The sequence below is a fragment of the Methylobacterium sp. J-092 genome, assembly GCF_022829325.1.
GTDB lineage: Bacteria > Pseudomonadota > Alphaproteobacteria > Rhizobiales > Beijerinckiaceae > Methylobacterium.
Genome location: NZ_JAKSXU010000209.1, coordinates 18,025 through 33,218, shown reverse-complemented (window position 1 = coordinate 33,218; position 15,194 = coordinate 18,025). Strand labels below are relative to the sequence as shown.

18 protein-coding genes are annotated in these 15,194 nt (G+C 70.4%); 11 read left to right on the top strand and 7 right to left on the bottom strand.

The features are described 5' to 3' along the window. Positions 1 to 56: 56 nt before the first annotated feature. From MKK60_RS26655 to cysN, 3 genes are read left to right on the top strand one after another with little or no spacing between them, the layout of a single operon-like run. Entirely contained in the window at positions 57 to 851 is a 795-nt protein-coding gene (locus MKK60_RS26655) for a phosphoadenylyl-sulfate reductase (protein ID WP_147725949.1), read from the top strand. After that, positions 848 to 1,783, top strand: a complete 936-nt coding sequence (gene cysD, locus MKK60_RS26650) for a sulfate adenylyltransferase subunit CysD (RefSeq protein ID WP_243950299.1) — start codon at positions 848 to 850, stop codon at positions 1,781 to 1,783. Before MKK60_RS26655 ends, cysD begins: the two co-directional genes overlap by 4 nt. Then, entirely contained in the window at positions 1,783 to 3,195 is a 1,413-nt protein-coding gene (gene cysN, locus MKK60_RS26645) for a sulfate adenylyltransferase subunit CysN (RefSeq protein ID WP_243989113.1), read from the top strand. The genes cysD and cysN overlap by 1 nt, the downstream gene beginning before the upstream one ends. Before the next feature lie 142 nt (positions 3,196 to 3,337). Here cysN and MKK60_RS26640 read toward each other — a convergent pair whose 3' ends face one another. Together MKK60_RS26640 and MKK60_RS26635 are read right to left on the bottom strand one after the other, a co-directional pair. Continuing rightward, positions 3,338 to 4,354, bottom strand: a complete 1,017-nt coding sequence (locus MKK60_RS26640) for a fumarylacetoacetate hydrolase family protein (protein ID WP_243989112.1) — start codon at positions 4,352 to 4,354, stop codon at positions 3,338 to 3,340. A 173-nt stretch (positions 4,355 to 4,527) separates the two neighbouring features. After that, the gene (locus MKK60_RS26635) at positions 4,528 to 5,550 is read right to left on the bottom strand and encodes an LLM class flavin-dependent oxidoreductase (RefSeq protein ID WP_243989133.1); all 1,023 of its coding nucleotides are present in this window, start codon (positions 5,548 to 5,550) and stop codon (positions 4,528 to 4,530) included. A gap of 184 nt (positions 5,551 to 5,734) precedes the next feature. Here MKK60_RS26635 and MKK60_RS26630 point away from each other — a divergent pair, with 184 nt between their 5' ends. The 3 genes from MKK60_RS26630 to MKK60_RS26620 all read left to right on the top strand — a co-directional run bounded on the left by MKK60_RS26630 (position 5,735) and on the right by MKK60_RS26620 (position 8,549). Beyond that, complete coding sequence (locus MKK60_RS26630) at positions 5,735 to 6,937, top strand: pyridoxal phosphate-dependent aminotransferase (protein ID WP_243950293.1); 1,203 nt, start codon at positions 5,735 to 5,737, stop codon at positions 6,935 to 6,937. A 95-nt stretch (positions 6,938 to 7,032) separates the two neighbouring features. Then, positions 7,033 to 7,896 carry an NAD(P)-dependent oxidoreductase gene (locus tag MKK60_RS26625; RefSeq protein ID WP_243989111.1) on the top strand — a complete coding sequence of 288 codons (864 nt, stop codon included), beginning with the start codon at positions 7,033 to 7,035 and terminating at the stop codon, positions 7,894 to 7,896. A 356-nt stretch (positions 7,897 to 8,252) separates the two neighbouring features. Then, the gene (locus tag MKK60_RS26620; RefSeq protein WP_147725955.1) at positions 8,253 to 8,549 is read left to right on the top strand and encodes a hypothetical protein; all 297 of its coding nucleotides are present in this window, start codon (positions 8,253 to 8,255) and stop codon (positions 8,547 to 8,549) included. Between the two features lie 78 nt (positions 8,550 to 8,627). Here MKK60_RS26620 and MKK60_RS26615 read toward each other — a convergent pair whose 3' ends face one another. Next, positions 8,628 to 9,206 carry a type 1 glutamine amidotransferase domain-containing protein gene (locus tag MKK60_RS26615; RefSeq protein WP_243989110.1) on the bottom strand — a complete coding sequence of 193 codons (579 nt, stop codon included), beginning with the start codon at positions 9,204 to 9,206 and terminating at the stop codon, positions 8,628 to 8,630. A gap of 145 nt (positions 9,207 to 9,351) precedes the next feature. Here MKK60_RS26615 and MKK60_RS26610 point away from each other — a divergent pair, with 145 nt between their 5' ends. Further along, positions 9,352 to 9,558 carry a hypothetical protein gene (locus MKK60_RS26610; RefSeq protein ID WP_243934347.1) on the top strand — a complete coding sequence of 69 codons (207 nt, stop codon included), beginning with the start codon at positions 9,352 to 9,354 and terminating at the stop codon, positions 9,556 to 9,558. A 7-nt stretch (positions 9,559 to 9,565) separates the two neighbouring features. Here MKK60_RS26610 and MKK60_RS26605 read toward each other — a convergent pair whose 3' ends face one another. Next, positions 9,566 to 9,955, bottom strand: a complete 390-nt coding sequence (locus MKK60_RS26605; protein ID WP_147843063.1) for a hypothetical protein — start codon at positions 9,953 to 9,955, stop codon at positions 9,566 to 9,568. 292 nt (positions 9,956 to 10,247) lie between these two features. Here MKK60_RS26605 and MKK60_RS26600 point away from each other — a divergent pair, with 292 nt between their 5' ends. After that, positions 10,248 to 10,457 carry a cold-shock protein gene (locus tag MKK60_RS26600; protein ID WP_147725959.1) on the top strand — a complete coding sequence of 70 codons (210 nt, stop codon included), beginning with the start codon at positions 10,248 to 10,250 and terminating at the stop codon, positions 10,455 to 10,457. A gap of 187 nt (positions 10,458 to 10,644) precedes the next feature. After that, the gene (locus MKK60_RS26595; protein WP_147725966.1) at positions 10,645 to 10,881 is read left to right on the top strand and encodes an AsnC family transcriptional regulator; all 237 of its coding nucleotides are present in this window, start codon (positions 10,645 to 10,647) and stop codon (positions 10,879 to 10,881) included. Between the two features lie 73 nt (positions 10,882 to 10,954). Here MKK60_RS26595 and MKK60_RS26590 read toward each other — a convergent pair whose 3' ends face one another. Beyond that, positions 10,955 to 11,788, bottom strand: a complete 834-nt coding sequence (locus tag MKK60_RS26590; RefSeq protein WP_243934345.1) for a 3'(2'),5'-bisphosphate nucleotidase CysQ — start codon at positions 11,786 to 11,788, stop codon at positions 10,955 to 10,957. A 354-nt stretch (positions 11,789 to 12,142) separates the two neighbouring features. On the opposite strand from MKK60_RS26590, the gene MKK60_RS26585 reads away from it, so the two are divergent. Next, positions 12,143 to 12,667 carry a DUF6101 family protein gene (locus MKK60_RS26585; protein ID WP_243989109.1) on the top strand — a complete coding sequence of 175 codons (525 nt, stop codon included), beginning with the start codon at positions 12,143 to 12,145 and terminating at the stop codon, positions 12,665 to 12,667. Positions 12,668 to 12,671: 4 nt separating this feature from the next. Here MKK60_RS26585 and ubiA read toward each other — a convergent pair whose 3' ends face one another. After that, positions 12,672 to 13,622 carry a 4-hydroxybenzoate octaprenyltransferase gene (gene ubiA / locus MKK60_RS26580; protein WP_147843065.1) on the bottom strand — a complete coding sequence of 317 codons (951 nt, stop codon included), beginning with the start codon at positions 13,620 to 13,622 and terminating at the stop codon, positions 12,672 to 12,674. A 52-nt stretch (positions 13,623 to 13,674) separates the two neighbouring features. Then, positions 13,675 to 14,139 carry a hypothetical protein gene (locus tag MKK60_RS26575; protein WP_147843066.1) on the bottom strand — a complete coding sequence of 155 codons (465 nt, stop codon included), beginning with the start codon at positions 14,137 to 14,139 and terminating at the stop codon, positions 13,675 to 13,677. 294 nt (positions 14,140 to 14,433) lie between these two features. On the opposite strand from MKK60_RS26575, the gene MKK60_RS26570 reads away from it, so the two are divergent. Continuing rightward, positions 14,434 to 15,186, top strand: a complete 753-nt coding sequence (locus MKK60_RS26570; protein WP_147725963.1) for a 16S rRNA (uracil(1498)-N(3))-methyltransferase — start codon at positions 14,434 to 14,436, stop codon at positions 15,184 to 15,186. Positions 15,187 to 15,194 lie beyond the last annotated feature (8 nt).

The window sequence follows — 15,194 nt, the reverse complement described above, 5'->3', positions numbered from 1 at the left end:
CATCTCAGGGAACAACCAGTGCCCCTGGCACGACCCGGCCCGCGAACGAACAGGCGATGACCCTTCCCACCCCCCAGGCGGCGGCCGATCTCGCCGCCCAGCTCAAGCCCCTCGACCTCAAGGGGCGGATCGCGCTGATCGAGGCGACGATCCCCGGACGCCTCGTCTTCACCACGAGCCTCGGCATCGAGGATCAGGCGCTGACGCACGCGCTCGCGATGGCCAAGGGCCGGACCGAGATCGTCACCCTGGATACGGGGCGGCTCTATCCCGAGACCTACGACGTCTGGGCGGAGACGGAATCGGCTTACGGCATCCGCATCCGCGCCTACGCCCCCGAGCGGCGATCCGAGGAAGCGTTCGTGCGCGAATCCGGCATCAACGGCTTCCGCCATTCGATCGAGGCGCGGCAGGCCTGCTGCGGCTTCCGCAAGGTCGAGCCGCTGGGCCGCGCCCTCGACGGGGCGGCCGGCTGGCTCACCGGCCTGCGCGCCGGCCAGTCCGCCAACCGTGCCGACACGCCGCTCGCCGAGTTCGACGAGAGCCGCGACCTGATCAAGCTCAACCCGCTGGCCGACTGGACGCGCGAGGACGTCGACCGTTTCGTGCGCGACAACTACGTGCCCTACAACGTGCTGCACGATCGCGGCTTCCCCTCGATCGGCTGCGCCCCATGCACCCGTGCCGTCCGCGTCGGCGAGCCCGAGCGTGCCGGCCGCTGGTGGTGGGAGCAGGAATCCAAGAAGGAATGCGGCCTGCACGTCCACGTGCCCGAGGCCGACGTCGCGCCCGGCGAGGAAGCCGCGGCATTCGAGACCACGCAATCCCACAGACCGGAGATGGCCCGATGAGCGCCGCACCCGCGATCCAGGCGCAAGCCGGCAGCCGCCTCACGCACCTGCAGCGTCTGGAAGCCGAGAGCATCCACATCTTCCGGGAGACGGTCGCCGAGACCGAGAACCCGGTGATGCTCTACTCGATCGGCAAGGATTCGTCGGTGCTGCTGCACCTGGCGCTGAAGGCGTTCGCCCCCGGCCGCCTGCCGTTCCCGCTGATGCACATCGACACGACCTGGAAGTTCCGCGAGATGATCGCCTTCCGCGACGCCCGCGCGAAGGAGCTCGGCCTCGACCTGATCGTCCACACCAACCAGGACGGGCTCGCCCGCGGCGTCGGCCCGATCAGCCACGGCTCGGAAGTCCACACCGACGTGATGAAGACGCAGGCGCTGCGGCAGGCGCTCGACAAGCACAAGTTCGACGCGGCCTTCGGCGGTGCCCGCCGCGACGAGGAGGCCTCGCGCGCCAAGGAGCGGATCGTCTCCCTGCGCACGGCCCAGCACCGCTGGGACCCGAAGCGCCAGCGGGCCGAGCCCTGGCACCTCTACAACCTGCGCAAGAAGCGCGGCGAGAGCCTGCGCATCTTCCCGCTCTCCAATTGGACCGAGCTCGATATCTGGCTCTACATCGAGCAGGAGCGGATCCCGATCGTGCCGCTCTACTTCGCAGAGCCGCGGCCGGTGGTCGAGCGCGACGGGCAGCTGATCATGGTCGACGACGACCGCCTGCCGCTGGAGCCCGGCGAGACGCCGACCTTGCGCAAGGTCCGCTTCCGCACGCTCGGCGACTATCCGCTCACCGGCGCGGTCGAGAGCGGCGCCGACACGCTGCCGGCGATCATCGGCGAGACGCTGGCCGCCCGCACCTCGGAGCGGCAGGGCCGGGTGATCGACAAGGACGGCGCCGGCGCCATGGAGCGCAAGAAGCAGGAAGGCTACTTCTGATGACGGTCCACCCCTCCAAGGACGCGTTCGACGCCCCCGAGTTCGGCTACGCGTCGTTCCTGGCCGCGCATCAGAGCAAGGAAGTCCTGCGCTTCATCGCCTGCGGCTCGGTGGACGACGGCAAGTCGACGCTGATCGGCCGCCTGCTGCACGACACCAAGCAGATCTTCGACGACCAGATCACCGCGCTCCAGCGCGATTCGAAGAAGCACGGCACGCAAGGGCAGGAGGTCGACCTGGCGCTTCTCGTCGACGGCCTCCAGGCCGAGCGCGAGCAGGGCATCACCATCGACGTCGCCTATCGGTTCTTCTCCACCGACAAGCGCTCGTTCATCGTCGCCGACACGCCCGGCCACGAGCAGTACACCCGCAACATGGCCACCGGCGCCTCGACCGCCGACGTGGCGGTGATCCTGGTCGACGCCCGCCAGGGCCTGACCCGCCAGACCCGGCGCCATGCCCTGCTGGTCTCGATGCTCGGCATCCGCCGCGTCGTGCTCGCCATCAACAAGATGGACCTCGTCGGCTGGTCGCAGGCCACCTTCGACGGGCTGGTGGCGGGCTTCTCCGCCTTCACGCGCGATTTCGGCTTCGTCGAGGTCCGGGCGATCCCGCTCTCGGCCAAGAACGGCGACAACGTCGTGCTGCCGGCGGTCTCCGCGCCGTGGTACCAGGGCGGCCCGCTGCTGGCCTATCTCGAGAGCGTGCCGGTGCACGAGGAGGCGCTGGCCGCGCCGTTCCGCATGGCGGTGCAGTGGGTCAACCGGCCGAACTCTGAGTTCCGCGGGTTCTCGGGCCTCATCGCCGCCGGCACGGTGAAGCCGGGCGACGCGGTGGCGATCGCCCCGTCTGCGCGCACCTCCACGGTGGCGCGGATCGTCGGCCCGGACGGCGATCTCGCCAGCGCCCAGGAGGGCCAGTCGGTCACCCTGGTGCTCGCCGACGAGGTCGACGCCTCGCGCGGAAGCGTCATCGCCGCCGCCTCGCATCCGATGCAGGTCTCCGACACCCTCGACGTGCGCCTGTTCTGGGCCGCCGAGACCGAGCTCGCCCCCGGCACGGCGCTGCTCGCCAAGGTCGGCACCGTCACGGCCAACGCCGTGGTGGACCGCATCCGCAACCGCATCGACCCCGAGACCGGGCAGCCCGGCTCGGCGGAGAAGCTCGTCGCCAACGACATCGCCGACGTCACGCTCAAGCTCGACCGCGCGGTGCCGTTCGACCCCTACGCGGAGACCCGCGACACCGGCGGCCTGATCCTGATCGATCGCGAGAGCACGGACACGGCGGCTTTGGGGCTGGTTCAGGCGCCGACGCGGGCGGCCGCGGCCGCGCCGACGAGCGCTGCCGCCGCCGCGACGACCCCGACCGGCGGCTTCCTCAGCCGCCTGCGCGGGTTGTTCGGCGGCTGAGACGCGGCGGCCTCGGCCCTAGACGACAGAAAGGACCGCGCGGTGATCCGCGCGATCCCTCGGTTGCCGGTACGGAGCCACGTCGTTCCCGCAAGCGGTGTGGACCGATGAGAGCGGGCGGATAGGTATTTCCGAACGCCGGTCAGACCAGGCTGAACTGCAGCTCGCCCAGCCCTTCGAGGCTCGACACGATGACGTCGCCCGGCTTCAGCCATTGCCGCTCCGCCCGCGGGATCTTCTCGCCGAAGATCACCCCCTGCGGCGTGCCGGTGTAGAAGACGTCGCCCGGCTTGATGGTCATCACCTTCGAGGCGAAGCTGATCAGCTGGCGGCAGTTGAAGATCATGTCCGCGGTCGTCCAGTCCTGCCGCACCGCGCCGTTGACCTTGGTCACCAGGCGCAGATTGTTCGGGTCGGGCACGCGGTCGGCGGTGACGAGGTAGGGCCCGAGCGGAGCGAACCCGTCCGAGGTCTTGCCGATCATGAACTGCGAGGTCAGCGTCTGCAGGTCGCGGGCGCTGAAGTCGTTGCCGGTGGCGTAGCCGGCGACGTAGTCGAGCGCGTCGGCCTCCGAGACGTCGCGGCATTCCCGGCCGAAGACGATCACCAGCTCGGTCTCGTAGTCGAACTCGCGCGCCGCCTGCGTCGGCAGCCGGATCGTGCCGCCGTGATGGTTGAGCGTGTTGTTGTACTTGTTGAACAGCGGCGGGTCCTTCGGCGGCGGCGTTCCCGTCTCCTCGGCGTGCTTGCGATAGTTGAATCCCATCATGATGATCTTTTCCGGCCGGGTGACCAGCGGCGCGTAGGCGATCCGGTCCTCGGGGATCGTCAGCCGCGGGTCGGGGGCCGCCTCGACCGCATCGATCACCGCGCGCAGCATCGGGCCCTTCCCGTTCTGCAGAAGGTCGTCCATGTCGGCCGGCACCGGCAGGCCGACCGCCTTCCCGGCGGCGGCGACGTCGAGCACGCCGTCCGGGGTCTTCAGGCCGAGGCCGTAGCCGCCGTCGCGGCGCAGGTTGATTAGGATCATGTCGCGCGGCATGCCGAAGGCAGTCGGCGCGGGCGGCCCCTTCTCCGCGGCCCGTGCCGCGACCGGGGCGGCCATGGCGGTGGCCGCGAGACCGGCCGTCGCCTTCAGGAAATCGCGTCGATCGCCCATCGTTCTCTCCTCCCGAGATCGTCGATGCCTGGGTGGTGGCCCTTCGACGGGCCATCCGCGTGCCCGACGCCGCGAAGCCGCGTCGAGACCGCCAGGATGCGCCGATCCCGGATCGATGTCAGGAGCCCGGGACCGGTCGAGGCGACAGGCTGGTCAGGATGTCGTCCGGCGATTCACGCTGCCGCGGCCGTCTCGGCGAGTCCCCAGGCCTGCGCCAGCAGGCTGTAGGAGCGCCGCCGGGCCTCCTGATCGGGAACGGCGCAGACCACCATGATCTCGTCGGCCTGCGTCGCCTCGGCGAGGCCCGAGAGCAGGGCGCGCACAGTCTCCGGCGTGCCGACATGCAACCGGTCTCGGCCGCGGGCGATGCGGGCGCGCTCGGCATCGCTGTAGGGATAGGCTTCGGCCTCGGTAAGCGTCGGGATCGGAGCGTACTCGCCGTGCTCGCGCCGGAGCGTCGCCAGCTGGGTGCTGAGCGCCAGGCGCTCGGCCTGCGCCTCGGTCTCGGCGCAGACGGCCGCGACCGCGAGGATCGCATGGGGCCGGGTGCCCCACCGCGAGGGCTGGAAGCCGCGGCGATAGTCGAGCATCGGGCCACGCGCGTCGAATGAGGCGAAGTGCTGCGCGAAGGCGAAGCCGAGCCCGAGGCGTGCGGACAGATGCGCGCTGTAGTCGGACGACCCGAGCAGGAAGATCGGTGGCAGCGGCACGCCGGCCGGCATCACGGTCACGGTGTTGAACGGATGGCCCTCGGGGAAGCCGCCGGTCTCCCACAGCATCAGCTCCTGCAGCCGCTCGAGGAAGTCGTCGCCGCCGCGCGGCGCCTCGCGCCGGCGCAACGCCTGGGCGGTGATGCCGTCGGTGCCGGGCGCGCGCCCTAGGCCGAGGTCGATCCGCCCGGGAAACAGCGCCTCCAGCACCTTGAAGCGCTCGGCGACCATCAGCGGCGCGTGGTTCGGCAGCATGATCCCGCCCGAGCCGACCCGGATCGTCCGGGTCGCGGCCGCGATCTGGCCGACCATGATGTCGGGGGCCGGGCTCGCGACCGAGGGCAGGGCATGGTGCTCGGCGAGCCAGTATCTCCCGTAGCCGAGGCGGTCGACGTGGCGGGCGAGGTCGAGGGAGTCGCGCAGCGCCTGAGCCGGGCTGGAGCCGGAACCGACGAACGACAGGTCGAGGACGGAGAGCGTTGCCATCGCCAGGAGATGGTGTCGCCGGAAGCCGCCGTCGAGGCGGCGGTCGAGCACGAGCCCTGCACCCTGTGCGTGACGTTTGCCGGCGAACCCCGAGCCGGCGCCTTGCTCGTCCCAGGAGCCGCGACTACGGTCCCGCCGCCGTCACGGGACGGCGAAACCTGCATGAAAACCGGAGCACCCGACCATGGGCTTTCTCGCCGACGCCCTCTCGCGCGTAAAACCATCCGCGACGATCGCGATGACGCAGAAGGCGCGCGACCTGAAAGCCGGCGGCATGGACGTGATCAGCCTGTCGGTCGGCGAGCCCGACTTCGACACGCCCGAGCACATCAAGCAGGCCGCGATCGAGGCGATCGCCCGGGGCGAGACCAAGTATCCGCCGGTGTCGGGCATCGTGCCGCTGCGCGAAGCGATCGTGAAGAAGTTCAAGCGGGAGAACGGGCTCGACTACAAGGTCTCCCAGACCATCGTCGGCACCGGCGGCAAGCACGTGATCTACAACGCGCTGCTGGCGACGCTGAACCCCGGCGACGAGGTCGTGATCCCGCGCCCCTACTGGGTGTCCTACCCGGAGATGGTGGTGCTCTGCGGCGGCACGCCGGTCTTCGCCGAGACCGACATGGCGCACGACTTCAAGCTCCAGCCCGAGGAGCTGGAGCGGGTCCTGACGCCGAAGACCAAGTGGATCATCCTCAACTCACCGTCGAATCCCTCGGGCGCCGCCTACAGCCATGCCGAGCTGAAGAAGATCACCGACGTGCTGATGCGCTACCCGCACGTCTGGGTGCTCACCGACGACATGTACGAACACCTGACCTACGGTGACTTCGAATTCGTCACCCCGGCGCAGATCGAGCCCGGCCTCTACGAGCGCACGCTGACCATGAACGGCGTCTCGAAGGCCTACGCGATGACGGGCTGGCGCATCGGCTACGCCGCCGGCCCGGAAAAGCTGATCAAGGCGATGGACTTCGTCCAGGGCCAGCAGACCTCGGGCGCGTCCTCGATCTCGCAATGGGCGGCGGTGGCCGCGCTCGACGGCACGCAGGCGCACCTCGCGCAATTCAAGGCGGCGTTCCAGGAGCGGCGCGACCTCGTGGTCTCGATGCTGAACCAGACCAAGGGCCTGCAATGCCCGACGCCGGAGGGCGCGTTCTACGTCTACCCGTCCTGCGCCGAGACGATCGGGCGCACGACCCCGTCAGGCAAGACCATCGCCACCGACGAGGACTTCGTGACCGAGCTGCTGCAGGCGGAGGGCGTCGCCGCCGTGCACGGCTCGGCCTTCGGCCTCGGCCCGAACCTGCGCATCTCCTACGCCACCTCGACCAAGACGCTGGAGGAAGCGTGCAACCGCATCCAGCGCTTCTGCGGCTCGCTGCGCTAGCACGACGACGGCGGGCACCATCGGGTGCCCGCCACTTCGATACGGATCCGCCGCGGATCGTCCCTGTGGTTCGGGCCATGGCTTGAGGTGATGCGATGCCGACCATCGCCGTCATCGCCCCGGGCGCCATGGGAAGCGCGGTCGCCCGCCGCCTCACCGAGAACGGCGTCCGCGTCCTGACATCGCTGACGGGACGGAGCGCCGGGACCCGCGACCGCGCCCGGGCCGCCGGCATGAGCCACGCCGACGATGCGGAGATCGCCGCGGCCGACCTGATCCTGTCGATCGTGCCGCCGGCCGATGCCGCCGGCCTCGCGGCCCACCTCGCCCCGAGCCTGACGGCTCAGCCGAAAAAGCCGGTCTACGTCGATTGCAATGCGGTGTCGCCGGCGACGGTGCACGGCATCGCCGCGATCATCGCGGGCACGGGCGCACCGTTCCTCGATGGTGCGATCCTCGGGCTCCCGCCCGAACCCGGCGCGAAGGGGCCGCGGGTCTACGTCGCCGGCGACGATCTCGCGCCGCTGATGGCCCTGCGCGCATGCGGCCTCGACATGCGGGCCTGCGCGGGTGGCGTCGGAGCGGCGTCCACCCTGAAGATGGCCTATGCCGGCATCAACAAGGGCCTGAAGGCGGTGGCCGCGGCGATCGTCCTCGGCGCAGAGCGCGCGGGCGCCGCCGACGCGCTGCGGGCGGAGCTGGCGGAGAGCGAGCCGGAGCTGCTCGCCCGCTTCGCCGGCGGGTTTCCCGACATGATGCCGAAGGCCTACCGATGGGTCGCGGAAATGCACGAGATCGTCGACTTCCTGGCGCCGGACCCAGCCGGCGGCGCGATCTTCGCCGGAGCGGCCGAGACCTTCGCGCATCTCGCGACGCCCGAGGGCGAGGACGACGTCGCCACGCTCCTCGCCTTCGCCGAAGCGGCAGGCGGATCGTCGCGGACGCGCGGATCGTCCTGACCATCGGTTGCCGGCTCTTTGCACTTCACCTACATCGGCGGTCCCCGCGGCCGATGCGCCTGAAGGTTTCGCGAGCCCGCTCGGGCCTGCATGGACGCGGGGTCGGCAGTGACGGGGCGGCCCGGACCAGTTCTCTGGACCGCTCCTGTGAATCCTGGTGGGCCGGGGTGCTGCAGGCGTGTCGGAGGCGCGGGGAACAGGAACCGCGGACCCGGCGCATGGCCCACACAAGTTTCGCCCCGTTCCGGGACGGCAGCCGGTGCCGACCTTCGGATTTCGTTCACGCTCATCGGCAACAGTGGCAATGGGCCGGGGAACCGGTCGCGTGTCACTGCGTTTTGTCGGGCTTGACCATCATGCGGGGGTTCCTCACCAGCGGCGTCAAGGCGATCCTGGCGATCGCGGCGCTGTCCACCGCCGCCCATTGGGCGCTGCGGGTCCAGCGCGATCCGGCGCCGAGCACTCAGGTTCTGGCGAGCCTGCCCGATCCGGTGACCACCGGGTCGATCGAGCCGCGCAAGCCCGAGCGCGTCGCCGCCCAGCCGGCGCAGAAGGCGGCCGCGGACCTCGACCAGGATCACCTCTCGGCGCTGATCGCCAGCACCACCGGCCTGAAGCCGAAGGCGCAGAAGGCCGTCGTCGCCAAGCGCTGAGCGGCGCACGAGGCTTCCATTCGAAGAAAAGGCCGCCCGCCGAGAGGGCAGGCGGCCTTCCATGATCTCGTCGCGCGATCAGGCGGCGAGGGAGCGGGGCTCGTGCCGCCCTTCGGCGATCTCCTCGATGATCTTCGCCGAGAACGCATCGAGATCGCCGGGATTCCGGCTGGTGACGATGCCGTGGTCGGTCACGACCTCGCGGTCGTGCCAACGGGCGCCGGCATTGATCACGTCGGTGCGGATCGAGGAGAACGAGGTCAGGTCACGGCCCTTCGCCGCGCCGACCTCGATCAGCAGCCACGGCGCGTGGCAGATCGCGGCGACGACCTTTCCCGAGGTCACGAAGGCCTTGATCACCTCCAACGCCTTCGGCTCGAGGCGGAGCTTGTCCGGGTTGATCTGGCCGCCGGGCAGGACGAGGGCGTCGTAGGCAGACGGATCGACGGTCTCGAGGTCGAGGTCGACTGCGACGTTCTTGCCCCAATCGGTCTTGTCCCAGCCGCGGATCGATTCCGGCTTCTCGCGCGATTTCGGCGACGCGACGTGGACCGTCGCGCCGGCCTGCCGCAGCTTGGCCTTCGGGACGGTGAGCTCGGTCTCCGCGAACCCGTCGGTGGCGAGGATCAGGACCTTGGCTTGCTTGATGTCGGGCATGGCGGTTCGCTCCGATGGATGACGTCGGCCGGCAAACCGGGACGTCTCCCCGCAGTTCCCCGACGATCCGGCAACCCAGGAATGCGCGGAACCCTCGCGCAGGCGATCCGTTGGCTAGCTCATTCCCAACTGCACGAGGCAGCGCATGGCCAATCCCGGCCTTCCGACCCCCGATCCGACCCCCGGGGACCTTCCACCGCCCGTCCCGCCGGACGAGATGCCCGATATCGGGCCGACCGGGCCGCGCACGCCCTATCCGGTGAACGATCCCGGCATCGACGAGCCCGGCGGCCCCGGCTCGGAGCCGGACGTGTTTCCCGGCGCCCCGACCGATCCCGGCGTCAGGATGTAGGAACGGATCAATGGCCGCCGTGCGACGCCCGCACGTCGCGCGGGGCCGCGAGGATCTCGGAGAGGCTCGTCGCCACGTGACGGGCCTCCTCGTCGGTCAGGCGCAGCTGGAACGGCGGCAGGGCGCCGGCCTGGAGCGCGACGACGGCCTGGCCCTGGTCGTCGGTGCCGATCTCGATCGCGGAGGAGGTCACGTCGAGCATCGCGATCTCCTCGTCGCCCATCTCCTCGGCCATGTCGGGCTCCTCGGGTTCGTCGATGGCGGTGAGCAGTTGCCCGACGGCGCGCACGAGGGCGCGGGCGGCGCGGGCATCCATCACCACGGCGGTCGCCTGATCGTCCTTCTGGAAGGAGAGCTGGATGTTGGCCCCTTCCAACGAAACCGAGATACCTGCCATGGATCGCCTAAAAGCCTGAGCGCGAACCCTTATATGCACTGGGGCCCGCGAAAATCCCAGCCGCCGGGCCTCCGCTTTTGTCCGGGCACGCCGAGAACCTGCATCCCTGCCTTGTTGCGGCCGCAGGGAGCCCTTAGATAGGGTTGTGGGGGGCCCAAACCCTGGGACGGACGCCGGTTACGGGTTCCTTGCCCGACGCCCTGCCACCCATACCAGACTTAGAAGTCAGTCGATCCGTTCGCGCTTTCACGAGCGCGAGGGCTCGACCCATCGTCGATACGAGGTTCTCTACGTGAATACCGGTACCGTGAAGTGGTTCAACGAGACCAAGGGCTACGGCTTCATCCAGCCGGATGACGGCGGCAAGGACGTGTTCGTCCACATCTCCGCCGTCGAGCGCGCCGGCATGCGCAACCTGATCGAGGGTCAGAAGGTGTCTTACGAGATCCTGACCGACAAGCGCAGCGGCAAGGACGCCGCCGGCAACCTCCAGGCTGCCTGAGGCCATCGGTCTCCCATCCACGCGGCCGTGAACACGGTCGAAACCATCCGACGCTGCCATCCTCCGGGAGCGGCCGCGCCGGACGGTCAAGGTAAACGCAATCTTAATCGCAACACCACAGAAACAGAGCCGGGCCCGCCGCGTGGCGGAGCAAACCCGGTCACATCGGAAGACAATCAAACACACCATGTTGTTCGAATACACCCGACGCCGTAGCGTCCGGTCGCCCGTCACGGATTCGGCGACCTTCAAGGTGGGGTGCATCAAGCAGAGCGCGACGTCGGACGCCCCGACCCTCGACCTCTCCCACCTCATCGATCGATCCTACAATTATCATTCGCCCCGAGAGTTGCGCTGGCATCTCGCCGACCGCCTCGGGCTCGCGCCGGCCGCTCTGGCCCTTCGCGAAGCCGCCCACGCCTGACCGCGCCGAGCCGATCCTGCAGATGCGGGATCGGCTCTTCTTCGTTTCAGGGCGGCTCAAGCTCGCGAGATCGTCACGACCGGCCCCGGTCCCAGGCCGACACGACGACGTCGCGCAGGTCGTTCGGCAGCGCGACCAACTCGCCATGCACCGGATCGGTCCGGTTGTAGACGGTCGCGACGCCGGACATGTCGCAGACGGAGCCGCCCGCCTCGCGCAAGATCAGGTCGGCCGCCGCGAGATCCCAGTCGCGGGCATCCGAGGAGACCAGCCCGACATCGACCGAGCCTTCGGCGACGCGGGCCACGCGCAGGGCCAGCGACGGAATCCGGTCGATGCGCTCGAAGGCGGCGTCCCCCAGATCGCGCGAGACGCCACGCCCCAGCCGGTCGATCATCGGCTTCGGGCCGGTGACGCGGGCCGTCGCTAGCGCGACGCCCTGCCGCGCGCCGATCGGCTCGCCGTTGCGCGTCGCGCCCCGCCCGTGGATCGCCTCGTAATCGTGCCCGAGCGCCGGCGCGTTCACGAAGCCGATCACGGGCTCGCCGGCCTTCAGCAGCGCCACCGCGATCGACCAGTCCCGATGCCCGGACAGGAAGGCGCGGGTCCCGTCGATCGGGTCGACGATCCAGACGAGGTCGTGACCGATCCGCACGGCGTCGTCGGCCGTCTCTTCGGACAGCCACGCCGCCGCCGGCACGATCTGGCTCAGGCGGATCTTCAGGAAGGTGTCGACGGCGACGTCGGCTTCCGTCACCGGCGAGCCGCCGGCCTTCGACCAGATCTTCGCCGAGGTCTGGCTGCCGGCGCGGAAGAAGGGCAGGGCGAGGGAGGCCGCCTCGCGAAGCGCCTCGCGCAGGTCCGGCATCAGGGCGTGCACGAAGTCCGCTGAGATCGTATCGGTCATGGCGGTCCGTGTCCGGCGACGGGGGAGGGGATCGGCATCGCGGCTCGCGCCGACCCGCGCGCCGATGCGACGTGCGGATGGTCCCGATCGCGACAGGGGGGCGGCGCGCCGGAGCGCGCGACCGAACCGTTGTAGGGTCTGCCCCGAAGCGCCACAAGGATCGCGAGGCCGCAGCGCGGAACCGGCGGTTTTCATCGATCGCGGCAAGGAACCGTTGAGCATTCCGAGCGCAAACGCGCTGTCCACGATCGCTTAACGCTCACTCTTAAGGCACCGTGGGGAGGTTAGACGCCAATCTGCTTGGCATAACGGACGACCCGAGCAGGTCGCCACTTGCAAATGGACGGCGGGCAGATGATCACGTTCGACACCATGGACCGGAACCCGACCGATCATCTTGCCGAGACCGATCGCCTCGATCGCGACGCCGCCGCGCCGGCGCGCTTCGCCTTCGACGCCTCGCCGCTGCCGGTGTTCAGCGCCGCCACCGCGACGTCCAAGGCCGCCGGCATCGCGCTCACCTTCGCGACCGACGAGGCGGAGAGCTGCGGCGAGGACCGGTTCGACCTCTGCCTCGTCGACGCCGCCGGCGCCGTCGTCGCCCGTCTCGGGCCGTTCTGCGAGGAGGAGGTCGTCGCGATCTGGCGGGACCTCGCCGCCCGCACCGGCTTGCCGCGGATGATCGTGCGCGAGGACGGCGTGCTCGCCACCGTGTCGGCGCAGGTCGGCCGGCTGATGCTCGGCAAGACCCGCATTCGGCGCCGGCACGGCTCGCTCGGCGACCGCCGCCCGCGCTTCCTCGTGCGCCGCAAGACCGGCCGCCTCCCGGTCCGCCCGCAGATCCACCGCGGCGAGAACGAGATCATCGCCCGCTCGTGAGCGCTCAGCCCGGCCAGCCCTGGTTGATCGTATCGGCGGCGAGCCCCGCGAACAGGATCAGCCCGGCCCCGCGATTCGAGCGGAACAGGGCCAGCGCCTCCCGCCCGTCCCGCGCCTTGAGCCGCCAGACCTGCCGGCCGAGATGGCCCGCGAACGCGGCGACGCCCAGGAAACCGAGCAGTCCCGCCCCGGCCCCGTAGGCCGCCGCGCCGATCAGCAGCACGGCCGCCCCGTAGCAGGCCCCGACGGCGACCCGAAGCCGGCCGCCGAAGAACCGCGCCGACGAGCGGATGCCGGCGATCTCGTCGTCCTCGATGTCCTGCACCGCGTAGATCGTGTCGTAGCCGACCACCCAGGCGATCGTGCCGGCGTAGAGCAGCCAGGCCGGTGCTGCGAGCTGGTCGAGCAGGGCGGCCCAGCCCATCAGCGCCCCCCAGGAGAAGGCGAGGCCGAGCACCAACTGCGGCATCGACATCACCCGCTTCATGAACGGGTAGATCGCCACGGGGATCAGCGAGCACAGCCCGACGCCGATGGCGAACGCATCGAACTGCATCAGAACGAGGAAGCCGACCAGCGCCTGGGCGGCGAGGAAGATGGCGGCGGCGCGCGTGCCGACCTGCCCCGAGGGCAGGGGCCGCGAGCGCGTGCGCTCGACCTGCGCGTCGAGGTCGCGATCGGCGATGTCGTTGTAGGTCGAGCCGGCCCCGCGCATCGCCACCGCGCCGACGAGGAACAGCAGCAGGTGGCGCGGATCGGGCCAGGGCAGGCCGGCGCGGGTGGCGGCCAGCGCCGTCGACCACCAGCACGGCAGCAGCAGCAGCCACCAGCCGATCGGCCGGTCGATGCGGGCGAGGCGCAGGTAAGGCCGGGCGGCCCGCGGGGCGAGCCGGTCGACCCAATGGCCGGTCACCGCGTCGGCGACGCGGGATTCCACCGCCTTCGCGGCATTCACGACTGGGGCCCGGACGGGATGAGGAACGGGTGGGAGGCGGGTCGCATCCGCCTCAGAGCGCGCCCTGCGGCATCTTGAACTGGCCGGTCAAGCCGGGGCCGCCGAGGAGGCCGCCGCCGCCGCCGTTCTGGGCCTGAGCGCGGGCCTGAGCCTCCATCTTGGTCGCCTGGGCCGCGATGCCGCAGATCTTGGTGCGGATGCCCACCACCTTCGAGTGGTCGGCCTTGAAGCCTTCCGCGAACGAGTCGGGGATCGAGCACCACTCCTTGTTGGCGGCGATCCACTTCATGCCCTCGACGCCGTTGGATTGCAGCTTGCCGAACAGCGCGCAGGCCTCCTGCGGGGTCATCTTCTTCTTTCCGTTCGACGCCACGTTCGCCTTGGCGACGAGATCCTTGCGGGTCTGCAGCGTCGTCTGGATCGCGCCGCATTCGGCGGACTGAGCGAAGGCGGCCGTGCTGGCCAGGAAGCTGCCCGCGACGAGGGCGGCGGCCAGTCCGTAGGTCTTGTAGCGCATGGTCTCGTCTCCCTGGAGATCCGCCCCGGTCGCAGGCGATGCGCCGTCGGCATGGCGCGCAGCGTCGACGGATGTCGTCTTCGAGCCGGAGGTCGGCCGCGCTGCGGTACGGCCGGTCCGGAATGTCCGGGCTCCGCTTCGCCATAGGAATGTGGCGTCAATCGAGCCGCAAACGGGCCGGCTCCGACATGGCGGGGTAACGTTTCGAAAACCCGCGCCCGTGATGTTTCGGCAACATCGGCGCCGCCTCGCTCCGGCGTTGACAGCGGCGATCCCGCACGCGACGGAGCCCGGATGGCGGCCTACGACTTCACCGCGCCCCGTCTCCACGTGGCGCACGACCTCTTCGCGGGCGCGAACCTTCCCCTGGACCGGGCGCAGGCGAACTATCTGCTCAACGTCCTGCGCCGGCAGCCGGACGACCCGGTGCTGCTGTTCAATGGGCGGGACGGCGAGTGGCGGGCGAGCCTGGTGCCGTCGGGGCGCAAGAGCGCGCATCTGACCGTCGTCGACCGAGTACGGCCCCAGACCGCACCGCCCGACCTGCACTACCTGTTCGCGCCCCTGAAGAGCGCGCGGCTCGACTACCTCGCCCAGAAGGCGGTCGAGATGGGGGCGGGCACGATCCGGCCGGTCCTGACACGCTACACGCAAGGCGACCGCCTCAACACCGAGCGCCTGCACGCCAACATGATCGAGGCGGCCGAGCAGTGCGGCATCCTCGCCGTGCCGGCCTTGATGGAAGCCGCGCGCCTGCCCGCGGCGCTCGCCGACCTCGCGCCGGAGCGGCTGCTGGTGTTCTGCGACGAGGACGCCGCGATCGCCGACCCCGTCGCCGCCCTGCGCCGGGCCGCGGATCCGGCGGGCCCCGTTCCGCTCGCAGTGCTGATCGGCCCGGAGGGCGGGTTCGCGCCGGAGGAGCGCGCGGCGATCCTGGCGCGGCCCAACTCCGTGGCGCTCTCCCTCGGGCCCCGCATCCTCCGGGCCGACACCGCCGCGGTCGCGGCGCTCGCCCTGGTCCAGGCCGTGCTCGGCGACGCGCGATGATAGCCCGG

Coding starts and splice junctions, on each gene's coding strand:
- MKK60_RS26655 (WP_147725949.1), top strand. CDS start 57: ATGACCCTTCCCACCCCCCAGGCGGCGGCCGATCTCGCCGCCCAGCTC.
- cysD (WP_243950299.1), top strand. CDS start 848: ATGAGCGCCGCACCCGCGATCCAGGCGCAAGCCGGCAGCCGCCTCACG.
- cysN (WP_243989113.1), top strand. CDS start 1,783: ATGACGGTCCACCCCTCCAAGGACGCGTTCGACGCCCCCGAGTTCGGC.
- MKK60_RS26640 (WP_243989112.1), bottom strand. CDS start 4,354: ATGGGCGATCGACGCGATTTCCTGAAGGCGACGGCCGGTCTCGCGGCC.
- MKK60_RS26635 (WP_243989133.1), bottom strand. CDS start 5,550: ATGGCAACGCTCTCCGTCCTCGACCTGTCGTTCGTCGGTTCCGGCTCC.
- MKK60_RS26630 (WP_243950293.1), top strand. CDS start 5,735: ATGGGCTTTCTCGCCGACGCCCTCTCGCGCGTAAAACCATCCGCGACG.
- MKK60_RS26625 (WP_243989111.1), top strand. CDS start 7,033: ATGCCGACCATCGCCGTCATCGCCCCGGGCGCCATGGGAAGCGCGGTC.
- MKK60_RS26620 (WP_147725955.1), top strand. CDS start 8,253: ATGCGGGGGTTCCTCACCAGCGGCGTCAAGGCGATCCTGGCGATCGCG.
- MKK60_RS26615 (WP_243989110.1), bottom strand. CDS start 9,206: ATGCCCGACATCAAGCAAGCCAAGGTCCTGATCCTCGCCACCGACGGG.
- MKK60_RS26610 (WP_243934347.1), top strand. CDS start 9,352: ATGGCCAATCCCGGCCTTCCGACCCCCGATCCGACCCCCGGGGACCTT.
- MKK60_RS26605 (WP_147843063.1), bottom strand. CDS start 9,955: ATGGCAGGTATCTCGGTTTCGTTGGAAGGGGCCAACATCCAGCTCTCC.
- MKK60_RS26595 (WP_147725966.1), top strand. CDS start 10,645: ATGTTGTTCGAATACACCCGACGCCGTAGCGTCCGGTCGCCCGTCACG.
- MKK60_RS26590 (WP_243934345.1), bottom strand. CDS start 11,788: ATGACCGATACGATCTCAGCGGACTTCGTGCACGCCCTGATGCCGGAC.
- MKK60_RS26585 (WP_243989109.1), top strand. CDS start 12,143: ATGATCACGTTCGACACCATGGACCGGAACCCGACCGATCATCTTGCC.
- MKK60_RS26575 (WP_147843066.1), bottom strand. CDS start 14,139: ATGCGCTACAAGACCTACGGACTGGCCGCCGCCCTCGTCGCGGGCAGC.
- MKK60_RS26570 (WP_147725963.1), top strand. CDS start 14,434: ATGGCGGCCTACGACTTCACCGCGCCCCGTCTCCACGTGGCGCACGAC.